Origin of the sequence: Luteitalea pratensis, assembly GCF_001618865.1 — a bacterium.
Classification (GTDB): domain Bacteria; phylum Acidobacteriota; class Vicinamibacteria; order Vicinamibacterales; family Vicinamibacteraceae; genus Luteitalea; species Luteitalea pratensis.
Genome location: NZ_CP015136.1, coordinates 3,407,341 through 3,424,302, shown reverse-complemented (window position 1 = coordinate 3,424,302; position 16,962 = coordinate 3,407,341). Strand labels below are relative to the sequence as shown.

The window sequence follows — 16,962 nt, the reverse complement described above, 5'->3', positions numbered from 1 at the left end:
AGCCGGGACGCGGGCGTGCCCATCAGTCTGGCGGCTGGCGACAGCCACAGCGTCACGTCGCCACGACTGACGAGGGCGCGTTCGTACACCCGCCAATTCCCCACCCGATAGTGTGTCTTGTACGTCGGATGCACGCCCGACTTCATCGCACGATCATGCGGCGTGACGGGTCGCCACCGCACCCGGTCCAACCGCCGGCCGACTGACCGGGGTGGCCGCAACCATGCACCAACGCCACAACTTGGCACAACTCGCGCTGCGGCGTGCGGAAATGTCCTGGCGCACAACACGGCTACCGGGCCGCACCCGGTCGCACCCAGCTCATTCCATCCGGGTTGTTCAGTCCGCTGATCTCCGCAATGACGGAAAAGCTCGCCAGGTCAACCACCGCCACTTTGTTCATGGCGCTGACCGCCACGAATGCGCTCCGCCCATCCGGGGTCATCTGCATCCCCTCGCTGCCGCCGCCGACGTCGATCCGCCGTACCTCCCGCCGGGCCACCGCGTCGTAGACGATCACCTCGCGACCGCGGAGATCCGCCACCAGCACGTGGCGGCCATCGGGAGTGAACTTGAGGCGGTTGGCATACGTGGTCGGCAACTGAATCGTGTGAACCACTTCGGCGGAGGCCACATCGATCACGGAGAGGGTCCGGTCGCGCACGTTGGCCACCCACAACTCCCGCTCGTCAGGCGATAGATCCAGCCCTTCGGCACCCGAACCTGTCGGAATCACCCGCATCACCCAGTCGCCGCCTGTCGCAGCGGCACCCTCAGCGCCGGGGCGCACGTCCCGCTGGAAGAGGGTGGCCGTCCCCGGGCCCGTTTCAGTGGTGAAGATCCGGCTCCCGTCCCGCGAGGTCACAATCATGTGGGACTGCGGCCTGCCCGTCCCGAGCACCCACTCGATCTGGCGCGAGGCCGGGTCGTATCGACCGATGATGCGCGTGCCCTCGTTGGCGAAGTACAGCTTCCCAGCCGCGAAACAGAGACCGTGCACCGCCCCCAACGGTCCGAGGTCGATCTCCTTCACCTGCTCTCGAGTCACGAGGTCGATCACCGTGATTGCCCGCGCTCCGGAGTTGGAGACGTACGCGTGCCGGCCGTCGGTAGCGACTTCGTGCGGATCCGGGTTCGCCCCGACCCGCGTTACGATCTCCAGGGTAGCGGGGTCGATGATGGCCAGCAGCGCACCGCTCTTCTCCCCCACTACGAGCAGTTCCCGCACGTCGGCGCTCTGCGCCAGGAGCGACTGCGCACCCGCACCGCCCAGCCAACCAACGACCACGGCCACGGTCAGCATCTTCCACATGACTCACTCCGCTTGGGATCCCCTGTTCACGAACGCAGATGGAACACGCGCAGCGCGTGCGAAGCACCTTTCGCACAGCCGATGTCTGGGCTTCTTTATGTGCCAATCGTATCAGCGGAGGGTGCACCGTGGGTTGCAGGTGGAGGCGGTGCGCGGCGTGTTGTGGCCTGCCCGCGGCCACGCTCTGCGAGGCTCGTTCCAACAACATTGCGTACCTTCTCGCGCGAGTTCTCGCCATGATCAGGGCACAAAGCTCTTCGCGCTTGGCGTCGGAGACAACAGCCGCGCCTTGGCGTTGCTGCTGACGCTCGTGCGAGCGATGAATGCGGCGAGGATTCCGACAGATGCTGACATCCTGTTCGTTGGAAACGTTGGCGAAGAGGGAGAGGGTGATATTGACGGCCTCGATCAGAGCGAACTCACAAATGGGGCGCTCGGCAGCAAACGGTATCGCGTAACGTTCACGGGCCCTGGCGGTCACAGCTTCCGGGCTTTTGGTGTCGTGAGTCCCGCCAGTGTGTCACTCCCCGACAACCGTCGCCGGTTCATCAAGCGGGCGCTCACCACAGCCCGAGCACTCGGGTCGACGACAGCCTCCGCTCAGCGTGAACTCGGCGAACAGCGATTGGCGCTGCCTGGGATGACGTGGCGATGAACACTCGCAGGGCAGTGCCGGCCGATCGCGATGTGCTCTTCGATATCTGGCTGCGGTCGGTACGCGCCACGCACGATTTCGTGTCGATGGAAGATATGCAGTCGTTCATCCCGTTGGTCAAGGACTACCTGGCGTCGAGCGAACCCGAATTCTGGGTCGTGTGCTCCGGCGATGGCGCGGTGATGGGTTTCATGGGCCTCTCCGGGAGCAAGATGGAGGCACTGTTTCTCGCGCCGGAATTTCAAGGGCGCGGTGCCGGTCGCCAACTCGTTCAACACGCCCGGAACCTTCGTGGTGAGCTCACGACCGATGTCAATGAGCAGAATCACGCCGCCCGGCGATTCTACGAGGGCTGCGGATTCGTAGTCGACGGGAGGTCGGAGTTGGACGACACGGGGCGGCCATATCCTCTCCTGCACATGCGCCTGAGGAACGACCGGCGCAGTCACGACCAGCAGCCACCAGACGCTTAATCCCAAACTTCAGGCCTATCACAATTACCGCGCCCTTGAGAGCATGGCGCGGCGTCGGTGCATGGCTCACACTGGGTCGCAGGTCCTTCAAGTCGCGGTCTCGTCCACGACTGATCGCGTGCGACTCGGGCCTCCCAAGCGCGGTCATTTGGTTCAGGATGCGGCACGCAAGGCTCGCCTCGACATCCCGGCCACTGACACTCCGGGCGCGAAGGTCATCGCCAATGATGGAGACTTGTAGCGGAAGAAGGCGTTCTCGACGCGGGCCTGCGGTGGTAGCCCGAGACCTTCTGCCGGGCTGAGTGCACGGACATTCCCAACTTTCCTGCGCGAGTTCTCGTCATCCAGGCCAGAGAACGCGCGAACGGTTGGCCTGCAGGCGTGCTCGCCGCGCGGCGTCCGAGCGTGCCGCGAGTTCGGCCGGGATCGCGTCCCCTGCCCCGACGTACATCTCGTCTGGCATGTGGCCGCGTGCTGCCGCACGCGGTTGTGCTCGTCGACTAGAACGCCACCAGGCAACGCACCGTCGCGACGCAGTCGAGCGCGTGCGGAACAGCCAGTGGCGCGCGGTGGATCGGGCCCGCGAGTCCTTTACGTGGGATCACCCGCGACGTCATCGCACGATCATCCGGCGCGGCAGTCGACACGACAGCCGCTCGACATCCGGCCTATCGGCGGGCCCAGCAGCCGTGCACCAACGCCGCGCCGGACCATCACCCGTCCGCGATGTATCCCCCAGCGCTCGGACGCTCGCTAACCCGCGCGCGCCCATACACGAGCTGGGCTCACCAACTGACTGCCCGCCTGCCGATCGAGTGTCGATTCGCTGTCCGAGGCTGTGAGGCCCCGGTGCGGCATGCCGATCTATACTCGAAATCTCACCCATCGGCCTGACATGAATGGCAGGTATTCGCCGACGGTCACGCAGCTTCTCGTCGCCTGGAACGGCGGCGATCGAGAAGCCCTCGAGCAGTTGCTCCCGCTGGTCTACGCGGAGCTGAAGCGTCTCGCCCGTGGTCAGCTCTCGCGCGAGCGCCGTGCCACATTGCAGCCCACGGCACTGGTGCACGAGGCGTTCGTCAAGCTGGTCGACCAACGTGTGGTCGATTGGCAGAACCGCGCCCACTTCTTCGGCATCGCGGCCTGTCTGATGCGTCGCATTGTTCTGCAGAGGGCCCGCCACATCCGCGCCGGCAAGCGCGGCGGCGGGGCCCTGCACGTGGCCATCGACGACGCGACCGTGTTGTCCGACGAACGGTCGGCGGAACTCGTCGCCCTGGACGCCGCGATGGTGAAGCTCGCCGCCATGGATCCGCGCCAGGGCCGCATCGTGGAACTGCGATTTTTCGGCGGCCTGTCCGTCGAGGAAACCGGCGAAGTCCTCGGCATCTCGGCAGGCACAGTCAAACGCGAATGGAGATCGGCCAGGGCTTGGCTTTACAAGGAAATTGCGCGAGGCTGGCCGCAATGACTCCCGAGCGTTGGCAGGTCGTGAAGGAGGTGTTCGACGCGGCCCTGCACTGTGAAGAGGGCCGACGGGCGGCCTTCCTGGAGCAAGCCTGCGCAGCAGATCGCTCGCTTCTCGCAGACGTGGACGCACTGCTGGGCTCTGACGCACAAGCAGCCGATTTCCTCGAAGCGCCACTGAGCTTGCGTGCATCAACGCTACCCGGCGAAGAACCGCGCGCGGCGCGGGTGGGAACGACCGTCGATGCCTACCGCATCCTGGCGTTGCTTGGCCGTGGTGGGATGAGTGATGTCTATCTCGCGGAGGACACCAGCCTGGGCCGCAACGTCGCGATCAAGTTCGTTGCGCCTGCTCTGATGAACGACGCCACGTCCCGGGCGCGCTTCGTGCGCGAGGCTCGGATGGCGGCGGTCCTGGACCATCCGAACATCTGCACGATCTATGGCGTCGGGGAGATCGAGGGCACGCCCTATATCAGCATGCAATACGTTTCGGGCGAGACGCTACAACACGTCCTGACGCACGGCGCGCTCAGCGAGCAGCCGTTGCTCGCGATCGCCGCACAAATGGCGGACGCACTCCGGGCCGCGCATGCAGCCGGCATCGTTCACCGCGACATCAAGCCGGCCAACATCATGGTGACGCCGGCGGGTCAGGCGAAGGTCCTCGACTTCGGCATTTCCAGATTGTTGAACTCGGGCAACGAGGCAGGTGCGCCGACGCTGACCGGGCACGGTGCGTTGTTTGGCACGCCCTCGTACATGGCACCCGAGCAGGCGCGCGGCGAGCCCGTCGATGCGCGGAGTGACATCTTCTCGTTCGGCACGGTATTGTACGAGATGGCTACCGGACAGGTGCCATTCGAACGGCGCTCCACGGCCGAGACCATGTATGCGGTCATCAACGAACCTCACCCACCTGCCCAGAGCGTCAATCCGCTGATCCCCGCTGCACTGGCAGACATCCTCGATCGCGCGCTCGCCAAGGACGCCGCACACCGCTATCAGTCGTTCGACGAAGTACTACTCGCATTGGGGCACGTGTCGGTGACGGCACCTCTCGTCCCTGCACCGGAAGCCCCAAGCGGGTCCTCCGGGGCTCGGCGACGCCACTCCTGGGTTCACTGGAGAGGCTTGGGCGCACTCGTCCTGGCTGTCATGACCGTGGTTCTCCTCGTTGCAGCCTTCAATGGATGGCGCCCGCTGACGGGTGATGCGGTTGCCATCGACTCAATCGCCGTGCTTCCTTTCACCCATGACAGTAGGCCTGCGGAACTCGAGGTCCTCGCGGAGGGTATCGGCGAGAGTGTGACCGGTCGTCTGTCGCAGTTGCCGCAGTTGCGCGTGATGGCCCGCAGCACCATGGCCACGTACCGGGGGTCCACTGTCGACCCGCGTGATGTCGGGCGCGCGCTGCAGGTGGCGGGTGTCGTGACGGGGCAGGTCGTGCAGGAGGCGGACAGGATGGTCGTTCGCCTCGAGCTGGTGAACGTCCAGGACGGTTCACGGCTGTGGGGAGGTGAGTACAGCAGGCCACGTGCCGAGCTTTTCGCGTTGCCAAGCGACCTGGCGCAGGCCGTGTCCCGTGAACTGCACGTCCGGCTGACGGGAGACCAGCAGTACAGCCTTGCACGGACGCACACGACGAACGCGGTGGCCTACCGGCACTATCTGGAGGGTCGGTATTTCTGGAACAAGCGCACGGCGGAGGCGGTCACTCGGTCGATTGGGCACTTCCAGAGCGCCATCGACGCAGATCCCACCTTCGCGCTCGCGCACGCCGGGCTGGCCGACGCCTACTTGATCCTTCGCGCCTACGGCGTGCGGTCACCAGAGCAGACACTGCCGCAGGCGGAGGCCGCGGCGAAGCAGGCACTGAAGCTCGACGAGCGCCTCGCCGAAGCGCACACGTCGCTCGGTCAACTCCGCACGCAACGGTTCGAGTGGCAGGCGGCCGACGCCGCCTTCACGCGGGCCATCGCTTTGAACCCAAACTACGCGACCGCGCATCACTGGCAGGCCATGTACCTGGCCAACGTCGGCCGGCTCGACGAGGCGATGACGGCCATCCGCCGCGCGCAGGCGCTCGATCCCCTTTCGCTGATCGTCAACACCGAGGTCGGACGACTCCTGTACTTCGCTCGCCAGTACGATGCGGCGATCGCGCAGTACAGGAAGGTGCTGGACATGGACCCGACCTTCGCGCTCGCGCACCTGCACCTGGGGACGGCGCTGGTGGAGACAGGCGCGTACGCCAAGGCCATCGACGAGTTCCGGAAGGCCGGGGCGACGGGTGGCGCGATGCCGCGGGTCGGCCTGGTCCGCGCCTATGCGCTGGCCGGCCGGCGAGAGGAGGCGATTGCCGAGTCCCGGCAGCTCGCCAGCGACCTGAAGAAGGGATTTGCTCCGCCTTACGCGATGGCCGTCATGTCGCTCAGTCTCGGCGACGAGGATCAGGCACTGGAATGGCTCGAACGAGGGTTCACCAGCGGCGGGGCCTGGTTTCTCACGGTCAATCCGACGTTCGATCGGGTGCATTCGCATCCACGGTTCCAGGCGCTCCTGCGACGCGCTGGACTGCCGCCATGATCGCCGGCGGTAGGGGCAGGGCACCCATATGGATGCCCCACCTCCTTCTGCCCCAAATCGCTCGAGCCTCCGTCACCTCACGAAGTGCAGTCCCTCCGGCAACCGCCCTGTGAGCTCCACTTCGAAGAGGCGGGCGGGCTCAGGGTGGATCGTCAGCTGACCGTCCGACTCGAAGAACACGGCGATCTGTTCCTGCGCGCCGCGCGCAATCGCCCCGAACAGGCCAATCACCGGCATGAACCCGTGTGGGTCCCGCGGCAAGGCCGGATTCTCGGCAAACGCCAGGTCGTGCCGGTAGAGCGTGGCGCGATCTCTCAATTCCCCGGCGCGCAGCAGCGCCGTCGTGGCCGGATTCGGCATCGTCTGGTCGCCCTTGGCGAACTGCACGATCAGGCGCTTGGGCTGCATGCCTGCGAGTGGCGCGCCGCGGAGGTACGGCGCATAGGCAACGGGGCTGGCCGATTGCATGACCCATTCAGTGCGATCCAATTGTTCCTGAATATCCAGCGCACCAGGCGAAGCATTCGTGACTGGCGACTGGATCGTCTCAATCGCTCCGTCCGCCAGGTGAACACTGTACGCTTCCGCGTCGCGAAGCGGCAGATTCTCGTGGTAGTGCGGGGGGAGTGGCACGGCAACCTGTTCGATGTGTGTGACACCGGGCACGTTGATCAGGGAAGGCGCACGCGCCCCGAGGAACGATCCGACGACGGCGCGGTCGCCACGCGTCGTGAGCGTTCGCATCGTGCGTGGGCCTCCGGCGGCGTTGAGGACACCGGCGCTGACATTCGGCTCGACGGCCATGAAGACCGCTCCATACACGCCGCCCAGCGACTGCGCCACGTAGTAGATCCGCGAGCGACTCAGGTCGGACAATGAATCGCCATCCAGGTCGACGCCCGTTTCGATCTGACGAACCAGCTGCATCAGGTCGGCAACCGTCTGCCGGAAGCCATCCGCGTCGTCGATGATCGTGCGCGGCTGCGCGGCGCGGATGCCTTCCCTTCCCTCGATGAGCCCGTCGCCGTTCTGGTCGATCCCCCGCCCACCTGCGGAGAACGTCACGGACGTACCGTCGCTGCGGTTGACCGTGAGAGTCCCGAGCCCACCAAAGCCGTGGCCCGGTGCGTTGATGGCGATGGTCGCCATGCCACGCTGCGCCAGGTGTGCCGCCAGCGGACTTGCGACACCCAACGTGAAGCCTTCCTTGTTGCCGCCCCCACCATGTCCCGCAATCACGACCGGCCACCCATCTGGCGGCGGAGTGCCGGCGGGCACGATCAGAGTAAAGTAAATCTCGTTCACCCCGGTGATGCTTGGCGTACCGGTGCGCGTGCCGATCGGCGCGATGTAGTCACCGGGGTGCACCCGGTAGTCACGGGCGGCGAACTTCCCGAACGCGACGCTACCCACGGCACCTGGGCGGGCTCGGAGATCGGCCAAACCGAAGCTGGCCGTGGTGAACGCCGGAGCCGTTCGCGTCTGCTGCGTCAAGATAACCGCTGCCACCTCGTGCAGCGGGAAGACGGCGCGACCGCCACCCGGTACAAGGTTGAAGTCCACCGGATCCGGCGTGGATACCTTGATCTGGTCGCGGATCTTCTCGAGGACGGCGGTAACGCTCTGGGTCGTGAACACACTCGCGACGGCGATGTCGTCTGCAGTCACGCCCGACTTCCGCGCGGCGCGGACGGCGTCGAGCAGGCTGTCCTTGTAGGCTCCCGCAACGGTCTGGCGGAACCCCCGGAACTCGGGCGCGGCGGTGACCGGGCCGCCCGCAGCGGAGCGCACGCCGCGTGTCACAATCAGCGCATAGCGCGTGTGCTGCTTCAGGAGGGCGTCGGATTCCACGTGCAACGAGTGCGTCGCGGGATCCCACACCACTTGGTCCACGCCGACTCGTCGCGGCGCTGGGCCTTCGTCGCACGCGTCGCCGCCACTGGGGTCGCGCGGGCACGCGAGTTCGAGCAGGAACACGGTCTCGCTGGTCACCGACCGCGGGTCGATTTCGCCAGTGAACGGAATCGAGAGTCGCGGCTGCACGTTGAATCCGTCGAGCGTGTTGATCACGTCGAGGTCCTCGCAGTCCGAAGGACGCTCCTGGCAATCGGGCTTGGGCAGATTGACTCTGAGCCCGGTCAACTGTGTGGCGTCGGCCACCGTAAAGAGATCACTGGGGAAGGGTCCACTCCGAGGCCCGCTGAGGTCGAAGACGGGTTGCACCTCGGTCGCCCGCATGCCAAGTGTGCTCAGCAGCACGAGCGAAAGGACGACAGCGATGAGCCGGTAGGGTCGGGCAAGCATGATCGTCTCCGTTTGGCACTAGTGGTGGAAGAACACCGACGGGCACTGCCATGTGACTCGCCCGCCACTTACCAACGTCCCAAACGGAGTAAATAGGGATCACGGCCGTTCAGACACTCGCAATTCAGTTGCGCGTCCGAGCTGTCTCGACGCACAGTCCGAACTCTCGCGCGAGTTCTCGTTAGCCACACGTCGAGGGACGACGACCGCGAGCATGCAGCCGGTCGTAGAAATCGTTCTGCCACAGGCGTGGCGCCGGCTCAGCCGCGGTCCGATTCACGAGCCCCCATAGGGCGCGCGTTTGCTGACCTCAGCCCCGGCCCAGTGCCAGCAATTGACGTGGAAGTCTTGACGGCTCAAGCCTTTGCCGGCCCGTGCCTGCTGGGGCAAAGTATCGGACCGAGCGTGGGGGTACATCTGGGGGTACGGATCTCAACAGCAACAAGCGTAAGTTGTTGTCGATAAGCGTCTTAGAAATTCTCCGTTCGACTCCCGCCGCCTCCACCAATTGTCCACAGCGGTCCACAGGCGTCCATGGACATCCATGGGCGTCCAGCCGATCCGCGCCGACTCCTCCCGCCAGCCGTGCGCGGCGCCAGGCTGCGTACACGGACATTCCGCACACTCCTGCGCGAGTTCTCGTGGTCGATGCTCTTGCCCGTCATTTGCACGAAGGTCCGCGGACACCAAGCGGCTGAGCCTCGCACCGCGGCGTTGGTGCATGGCTCAATCTGGACGCGCAGCCGCCCAAACCACGGCTGGTCACCGATTGATCGCGGACGACTCGGGCCTTCCAAGCGCGGTCATTCGATTCAGGACGCGGCAGGCAAGGCTCGCCTCGGCCTCCCGACCACCTCGACTCCGAGCACGAAGGCGATCGCCGATGATGGACTTGTAGCGGAAGAAGGCGTTCTCGACGCGGGCCTGCCGATGGTAGCCAGAGGCCTTCTTCCAGTGGCGCCGGCCGAGCCTTTCCACGTCGGTGATCGTGCGATCGCGCGCACTCGAGCGAGGTCCGCGGCGCGATACCTTCGCCGTCCTGGTCGGCGGCACCACCACCTGCGCGTCGCGCGCGCCGGCGGCCTCGTAGAACGCGACCGTGTCGTAGGCCGCGTCCGCCGTGACGCTGGTCACGTCGCCAGCTGTCGCCCCAATCAGATGGATACCCACAGTCGCGTCGTCGACCGTCGCCTCGGTCAGCAGATGCGCGACGATCACGCCGGAGCGGTCGACACCCAGATGGAGCTTCTTCCAGCCTCGCGTGCCATTGCCGCCATGTTTCACGGCGGCCCACTCCTCTTCACCCACCGCTGACAGCCCTGTGCTGTCGACAATCAGATGCAGCGGTCCCTTCGCCGGAAGGTTGCCCACCGTGACGTCCAGCCGTTGACTCCGTCGGGAGAGTGTCGTGTGGTCCGGGGCGTCGAGACCGGCGCGCATCACGGTCAAGATCGACCGGACGAAGCCCTCCGTCTGGCGCAAGGGCAAGCGAAACACGAGTCGGAGGGTCAGGGCAGTCTCGATCGCCAGATTCGAGAAGCGCTGCTGCCCGCCCGGTCGACCGGACGGCGGGACGATCCAGGCAGCCCTGGCGCCGGGCGACAGCCACAGCGTCACGTCGCCCCGACTGACGAGGGCGCGCTCGTACACCCGCCAGTTCCCCACCCGATAGTGCGTCTTGTACGTGGGATGCACGCGCGACTTCATCCCACGATCATGCCGCCGCAGGCCGCCGACATGCCAGCGGCTCCAACACCCGACCCACTACGGGACGGTGTCAGCCATGCACCAACGCCCCTTGCCGTCGTGATGGGCGGGACGACGACCTGCGCGTGTCGCCCACTCGCGGCCTCATAGAAGGCGACTGTGTCGTAGGCGGCGTCCGCCGTGACGCTGGCAATATCGCCAACGGCGGCCCCGATCAGATCGATCGCATCATCGACCGTCGCTTCGGTCAGCACGTGCGCGACGGTCACACCGGAGCGGCCGACACCCAGATGCAGCTTCTTCCAGCCTCGTCTGCCCCGTCCGCCATGTTTCGTGGCGGCCCACTCCCCTTCGCCCACCACTGAGAGTCCTGTGCGATCGACGATTACATGCAGCGGCCCTGTGGCTGGGATGTTGTGCACCACGTCCAACAGCTGACTCCGGCGGGAGAGCGTCGTGTGGTCAGGAGCGTCGAGACCGGCGCGCATCACGGTCAGGATTGACCGGACGAAACCCTCCGTCTGGCGCAATGGCATGCGGAACAGCAGCCGGAGCGTGAGCACGGTTTCGATGGCCACGTCTGAAAACCGCTGCTGCCCGCCCGGCTGACCGGACGGCGGGACGATCCAGGCAGCCCTGGCCTCGGGCGACAGCCACAGCGTCACGTCGCCCCGACTGACGAGGGCGCACTCGTACGCCCGCCAATTCCCCACCCGATAGTGCGTCTTGTACGTGGGATGCACCCGCGACTTCATCGCACGATCATGCCGCGGCGGGCCGCCGACATGCCAGCGGCTTCGACGGCCTCAACGGTCCAAGCCATGCACCAACGCCGCGCTTCGGGGCCACCTCATACCGCTCGAGATGAGAGACGCCCATCGACCACTGTAGCAATGCGACGGGCTCGCTCGAGTTGCACAATCAGTCTCACATGAGCCGGCAACGCACGAACACACCCGACCTCGCCTCCGGTCATTGCCGTGCAGCCCCGCCCTTGTCCGTGTGACTGCCTGCACCGATAGAGCGCTTGCGGCTCCCGAACGTACAGAGACGGGACGATAGAAGGGATCGGATCGCAGCGGCGATCACGTCAGGCGAGTTCGTTCTCTTCGAAGTAGAGTTCGTCGCCCGGCCTGAGCTGCAACGTCCGCGACGCTATTCCGTCCGACACCAGCCGGGCTGACACTGCATCGGTACCGCGGATCCGGTCCTTCGACGCATTCGCCCTGTCCGGGATCTGGATGCGCACGCCCTTGACGATCTCGCGATCGGTCAACTCGGGATCAAGCGCCACTCGCAGGACCTGATCGAAATCTGGCGCGGCGCTGATCCCGTGCGCCAGGAAGCGCTCGCGCCCCTTGCCGAAGACCAGGTACTCCAGCTGCGCAGTCCTGCTCGCCTCCGGCACGAACTGCCGGAACGTGACGACGCCGGTCACCGTCACGTCGACATCCTGCGCGATGCGCGCGGCATCCTTGGCGGCCTGGCTCGAAAACCGCTCGAAATGGCCACGATACAGATTGCCCTTGAACGAGCGGAGTGGCTCGGCGGCGACGAGTTGCGGCAGCACAAACCGCGCCGGCTCGAGCGAGTAAATTCTTATGCCGGTACGTTTGCGATCGGCGAAGTAGTCGGCTTGTGGATTGCTACCGGCCTTGGTGAATCGTGCCTCCAGGATCGCCTGGAAGTCGTGCGGCGCAGAGAACATCGGAAGGTGCGACAGGAAGGCCGTTTCCTCGCCCACGAGCAGCATCCCGTGTACCGCCGTTCGATCCTGGCGCTGAAGCGTTACACCGTCTGGCATCCAGGTGGCGACGGCGAGCATGGCGGCGCCGCCCTGCAGGAACTCTCGACGTCCGTGACTGGTGATTTTCTTCATGTCAATCGTCTCCTGTCGTGCCGGTCCGACGCGCATGCGCGCCTGCCGGCAGGCGCGCAGCGTGGCGGCGCCGCCAGAACACCGAGTCAGGCCAGCGCTGCTCGAGCGCGTAGTTGTTCGTACGATGTCGCAGGTATCGCTCGTGTGCGGCTTGCCCTGCGTGTTCCCAGTCGCCGATCGCGTCGGACTGACCGTCCAGATGACGATGCAGCCGATCGCCGGCCGACACCGCTGACGCCAGGGCCTGCGTCAGCCCGCGCGACGACAGCGGGTCGAAAGCGATCGCGGCGTCGCCGACGGCCAGCCAGCCGGGACCGCTCGCATGATCGAGACGAGAACTGTTCGCGGCGACGACACGCAGGGCCGCCGTGAGTTGGAGTGACCGGAGGCGCGCGTACGTGTGCCGCGTGTCTCGAAGACGGCCGTGCCAAAACGCGCGCCAAGCGCGGCGGTGCGGCGGCAGCAGATCGACGTCGGTGACGTAAGAAGCGATGGTACGGCCTGTAGGCAGGCCCGCGGTGTACCACCAACCGTCCGCCGACGCCTCTACGAGCGTGCACCCATCGTCAGCACCCGAGGCTGAATCGCGGCGGGATCGGCCGTGTGGCTCGACGCCGTGCACCAGCACGCCGGCCATGGCCACGAGGCGATCCGCGTTGATCCGCCTTGCACCCTGGGTGCGCGCCCATGCCGCGACCCGTCCCGTGGCATCGACGACGTACGACGCGTGCAGGTGCTCGCGGCTGCCGTGTCGGAGCGCCGGCGTCAGTTCCAGCCGCCACTCGTCAGGGCCAAGCGACTGGCCTGTTCGCGCCGTCACGCCGCAGCGCACGTACGCTCCGGCGCGGCGAGCGGCCTCGCCCAGCATCGCATCGAAGCGGCGGCGGTCCAGGTGCCACCCGGACCCATACGGGCTGAACACGTGCTGTGTCGCCCTCAGTTCGGCGTCTCCCCACGCCGAGAGCACCGCGGGCGACGGCCGATGGCCATCGGCCACGAACTGACGCCACACGCCCAGTTGCTCGAGCCAGGGACGCGCCCTGGGCGGCAAGATCTCGCCCACGTTGGCGGCCTCGTAGCGCGACTTCTCCACCACGACCACCGACCGTCCCGCCCGGGCAAGGGTCAGCGCCGTGGCGGCACCAGCGGGCCCCCCTCCCAGCACGACGACGTCGCAATAGGGTGGCGTGACGCTCATGGTGTGATGAAACGTTCCTCCTCGACGTATTGGACAGCGCCGTCCACCGTCCGCGCGACGACGAAGCCCAGCTCTGCCCACTTCTCGACCATGGCGCGGTGCCGCTCAGTCCCTGGGCCGCTCCATTCCGGCGGCACCCAATCCGCATGGCGTTCCCCGCCGCGCTGAATCTGGTTCGGACGCTGCGCGGGCCACCAGTCGGCGCCGTCGACATTGCAGTCGTTGAAGTCGGCCTGCCAGGGCACGGCCATCGGAGCTGTCAGCGTACCGGGGGCCAGCTGCGGATCGATCCGGAAGGCGTTGGCAGCGTCGTAGATGCGGTCGTCCAGCACGAGCCGGCTGACTTCGATGCCCGGGAAGAAGGGGCCGCCGACACACGCGTCCAGCGCCGCGCGATCGAGAGCGTGCGGACGCTCGGTCTCAGGCAGCTCCTCGAGCGCGAGCGGTGCGGGTTCCCGGCCAGGCCAATCCGGCTCGAACCGGCCGCTCGCCCAGCGCTCCATGCGGGCGTACTGCACTTCGGTGAGTGTCGTGCCCGGCGCCTTCTGGAGCGCCAGGCTGGGCACCTTCGGCATGCGGCCGATGCCGGTTCTCGGCGATCTCAGCGCCTCGAAGATCTCGCGCCTCGCATCTTCGTGCTGGCTCAGCGCGCTCGACAACTCCGTCAGGCGAGAGAGGAAGTGCTGCGACCCTCCGGGACCATGACGACGCGCCGCGAGCTCGCTGACGTGATGCAGCTGCGAGACGCAGCGCAGGACCGGGTAGATGTGCCGCGTGAACGAGACGGTCGCCGCGTCGCTGACCGCAAGTGCCGGATCGCGTCGCGCCATCACGTCGAACACGGCGTCGTACAACGTGACGACGTTGCCGAGAGGCGGCGCGAAGTCCGGCGGTGCCACGACCACCCAGGCCGGCGTCGCAGCCACTGCGGATGCAGCGCCGTGCAGATGCACCATGGCCCGCACCGGACCGTCGGCGGTATCGTCACACCAGCCGTCGTTGTCGGCGAAGTCGGGGAGCGGCCTCCCAGGCAGCGATTGTGATCGGCCGTGTCCGCCAAGCACGATCAAGCGCCCGGCGCTGTCCGTGAGCAGGTCGCCAAGCTGGACGTCGAAGGTCGTCTGGAACGTCCCGTGCATGGCCGCCGACGGGCGATTCACGCCGGTGATGCGGTTCGGGCCCGCGTCGATCACCAGGGCAGATTCGGGCTGATCCGCATTGCGACGGCCCTTGCCGTTCAATCTCGGCCCCGCCGCCTTGCCGTTGACGAGATGGACTTCCCACTCGATGCTGGCTTCGCTGGCGGTGACCTCCCGGGCGGCCGTCAGCAGACCCGAAGCGTCCTCGGTACAGGCGTAGATGCGAAAGCGCGCCCCCTGGCGCTTGATCCTGTGCTGGGCGTCCTTGTAGGTCCCTGGACTCGAGGAGGCGCCATCCGGGGAGTTCAGTGCGGGGCCCTCACCGGGCGATTCTGGCCCGACGAAGAACTCATCGGGGCTGTCACCGACGCGTGCGATGCCGATTGCCGGGTGGATACGAAACGTGATCGCCATTGCTGCGCGCCTCTACGCGCTGCCCACTTCGCGTGCGTCGTGTTGCATCGGACCTTGCGCGCCGCGCTCGCCCCGTCGTCCCGGAGACGCGGACGCGTCAGGCGACGCGAGCGCGGATGTTGTCCCGGATGTACCTGTAGTACGGATTCTGCGCCGCGCCCTGCTCGTCGTCGTCCTTGGCCCGGTAGGGGCGCTGCTGCTGACTTCTTTCGTCAGGATCGGTACTCCCGGCGAACCACTGATCCACGATGCTGCCCTGCTGCTCGGTGCCGAACGAACCCCACGATGGTCCGGCAGGGCCATAGCCGTAGGTCGACATGTCGCCGCCGAGTGTGCCGGTCGATGTGGCCACGGCGCGGCAGTAGTACTCGGGGGTGAACGACTCGTTGGCGATCTGCCACGCGTGGGTGAGCTCGTGAATGAACAGCTGACCGGGCGCGCTGAGGCCCTCTTCGTCACCACCTTTGCCGCTGTACGTCGTCGGGTTGTCGAACCCCTTGCCGAGGTTCACCAGGATGACGCCGCCCGGTCCTGGTGCGGTGAACGGACGGTCGCCGAACCCGACGAGATTGGTGAGCCGGATGCGGTCGAACGGCAGCGTGGGCCCGAAGACCTCGATGGCGAACGCCTCCTCGTGCGGGAAGATGGGCCGTTGGGTGATCAGCGCCGCGGTCACGGCGGCCCCGACGATGAAGCCTGGAATCAGTGCGCTCGGGCCGAGCACATATGCTGCCCCTCCCGCAAAGACCACACCCACGATCCCGGGCAGCACAATCTGTTCGACGTCCAGCAAATCGGCGGCCTCACCAACGATGACGATGGCGACACCGGCGGCGCCGAAGGTGGCGCCCAACGCGACCACTTGCGCGAGAAACCCGACGACGTCCCCTGCCGGTCCGAACCAATCCGTGTCGAACTCGAGATGCCGGTTCAGTTGTCCGCGCCGCACGCCCTGCCACTCGGCGGCGAGCAGCGGCGCCACTCCCTCCGTGTCCCACGTGTGCTCACGGTCGCCAGCCTCGTTGGTGCCGTGAACACGTCCTTGCGCCGCGAAGGCCACTTGGGCAGCGGCCGGCGTCGGCACACCCGGGATCGGAATGGTGTACCCGACAGTCGTCAGGATCGCGACGTCGAAGGACGGAAACCCCGTAGCGCGGAAGTGGCCCTGATAGCGGTACCTGCCATCGCGTTGGATGGTCACGCGGTGATGTCCGCCGAGCGCGACGCCGTCCGAGGTCACGATTGGCTCGTCAAACACCACTTCGCGCACGTACAGGTCAGCCATCTGTCGGACCGACGCGGTACGCGGCACGCCCACCGACGCCCGCACATCCTCGAAGGACGCGGCGGCGTGACCGAACACCGAACGGCAATGCATTGCAGGCATGATCGTGACTCCGTAGGACGAGCACCCAGGACAGCGACTGCCGTCGTGAGGCGCACCAATGAACCGCTCAGTGCAGGGTGACGAGGATCGGGATCAGCCCTTGTCCACTCGCGAGCGGATGAAGCGCCTTGCCGAGGACGGCGCCGAACGACCTGCTCGCATCAGCCGCCCTCATGGCATGCCCGGGCGTCGGCGATGAGGTCAGCAGGTCACCGACGCCAATCGCGCCGAAGGTTGCATCTACCTTGCAGAACACCTTGCCCATCAGGGCAATCGGCTGCCGGTGTGCACTGTCGGCACGCCTGTCGAGAACGAGTGCCGGCTTGTACGTGCCTGCGCCGGACACAACGCCGGCCACTCGCGTGTCGAATGCCTGATCGCTGGGTCTCACGGTGCCGCCATTCTCGAGGACCATCACCGTGCCTGGCTCGACGTCCT

Annotated in this window: 12 protein-coding genes and 1 pseudogene; 4 read left to right on the top strand and 9 right to left on the bottom strand. The window is 66.5% G+C overall.

Translation table 11 applies throughout. From position 1 onward, the window contains the following. Positions 1–292 precede the first annotated feature (292 nt). Positions 293–1,312, bottom strand: a complete 1,020-nt coding sequence (locus tag LuPra_RS14030) for a YncE family protein (protein WP_110171327.1) — start codon at positions 1,310–1,312, stop codon at positions 293–295. Between the two features lie 241 nt (positions 1,313–1,553). Here LuPra_RS14030 and LuPra_RS34515 point away from each other — a divergent pair. The 4 genes and pseudogenes from LuPra_RS34515 to LuPra_RS14010 all read left to right on the top strand — a co-directional run. Continuing rightward, positions 1,554–1,823 (top strand): annotated as a pseudogene (locus LuPra_RS34515) (M20/M25/M40 family metallo-hydrolase); the annotation flags it as partial. A 140-nt stretch (positions 1,824–1,963) separates the two neighbouring features. Next, positions 1,964–2,440: an acetyltransferase gene (locus LuPra_RS14020; protein WP_110171325.1), complete on the top strand. Its 477-nt coding sequence runs from the start codon at positions 1,964–1,966 to the stop codon at positions 2,438–2,440. 856 nt (positions 2,441–3,296) lie between these two features. Beyond that, positions 3,297–3,911, top strand: a complete 615-nt coding sequence (locus LuPra_RS14015; protein WP_335340786.1) for a sigma-70 family RNA polymerase sigma factor — start codon at positions 3,297–3,299, stop codon at positions 3,909–3,911. Continuing rightward, a complete protein-coding gene (locus LuPra_RS14010; protein ID WP_162271392.1) occupies positions 3,908–6,496 on the top strand; it encodes a protein kinase domain-containing protein in 2,589 nt (862 codons plus the stop codon). Before LuPra_RS14015 ends, LuPra_RS14010 begins: the two co-directional genes overlap by 4 nt. A gap of 72 nt (positions 6,497–6,568) precedes the next feature. Here the strand turns inward: LuPra_RS14010 and LuPra_RS14005 are convergent, their stop codons facing one another. The 8 genes from LuPra_RS14005 to LuPra_RS31940 form a co-directional block, all read right to left on the bottom strand. Next, positions 6,569–8,800 carry a hypothetical protein gene (locus LuPra_RS14005; RefSeq protein ID WP_110171322.1) on the bottom strand — a complete coding sequence of 744 codons (2,232 nt, stop codon included), beginning with the start codon at positions 8,798–8,800 and terminating at the stop codon, positions 6,569–6,571. A gap of 762 nt (positions 8,801–9,562) precedes the next feature. After that, positions 9,563–10,507: an IS5 family transposase gene (locus LuPra_RS14000; RefSeq protein ID WP_110171321.1), complete on the bottom strand. Its 945-nt coding sequence runs from the start codon at positions 10,505–10,507 to the stop codon at positions 9,563–9,565. After that, positions 10,504–11,262: an IS5 family transposase gene (locus LuPra_RS13995; protein ID WP_110171320.1), complete on the bottom strand. Its 759-nt coding sequence runs from the start codon at positions 11,260–11,262 to the stop codon at positions 10,504–10,506. The genes LuPra_RS14000 and LuPra_RS13995 overlap by 4 nt, the downstream gene beginning before the upstream one ends. Positions 11,263–11,597: 335 nt before the next feature. Further along, a complete protein-coding gene (locus LuPra_RS13990) occupies positions 11,598–12,386 on the bottom strand; it encodes a hypothetical protein (RefSeq protein WP_110171319.1) in 789 nt (262 codons plus the stop codon). Position 12,387: 1 nt separating this feature from the next. Next, positions 12,388–13,584, bottom strand: coding sequence for an NAD(P)/FAD-dependent oxidoreductase (locus tag LuPra_RS13985; RefSeq protein WP_110171318.1), 1,197 nt, complete (start codon positions 13,582–13,584; stop codon positions 12,388–12,390). Next, positions 13,581–15,137 carry a LodA/GoxA family CTQ-dependent oxidase gene (locus LuPra_RS13980; protein WP_110171317.1) on the bottom strand — a complete coding sequence of 519 codons (1,557 nt, stop codon included), beginning with the start codon at positions 15,135–15,137 and terminating at the stop codon, positions 13,581–13,583. The genes LuPra_RS13985 and LuPra_RS13980 overlap by 4 nt, the downstream gene beginning before the upstream one ends. A gap of 97 nt (positions 15,138–15,234) precedes the next feature. Beyond that, the gene (locus LuPra_RS13975; protein ID WP_157899173.1) at positions 15,235–16,524 is read right to left on the bottom strand and encodes a hypothetical protein; all 1,290 of its coding nucleotides are present in this window, start codon (positions 16,522–16,524) and stop codon (positions 15,235–15,237) included. A 67-nt stretch (positions 16,525–16,591) separates the two neighbouring features. Next, positions 16,592–16,915, bottom strand: coding sequence for a hypothetical protein (locus LuPra_RS31940; RefSeq protein WP_157899172.1), 324 nt, complete (start codon positions 16,913–16,915; stop codon positions 16,592–16,594). Between the last annotated feature and the right edge of the window lie 47 nt (positions 16,916–16,962).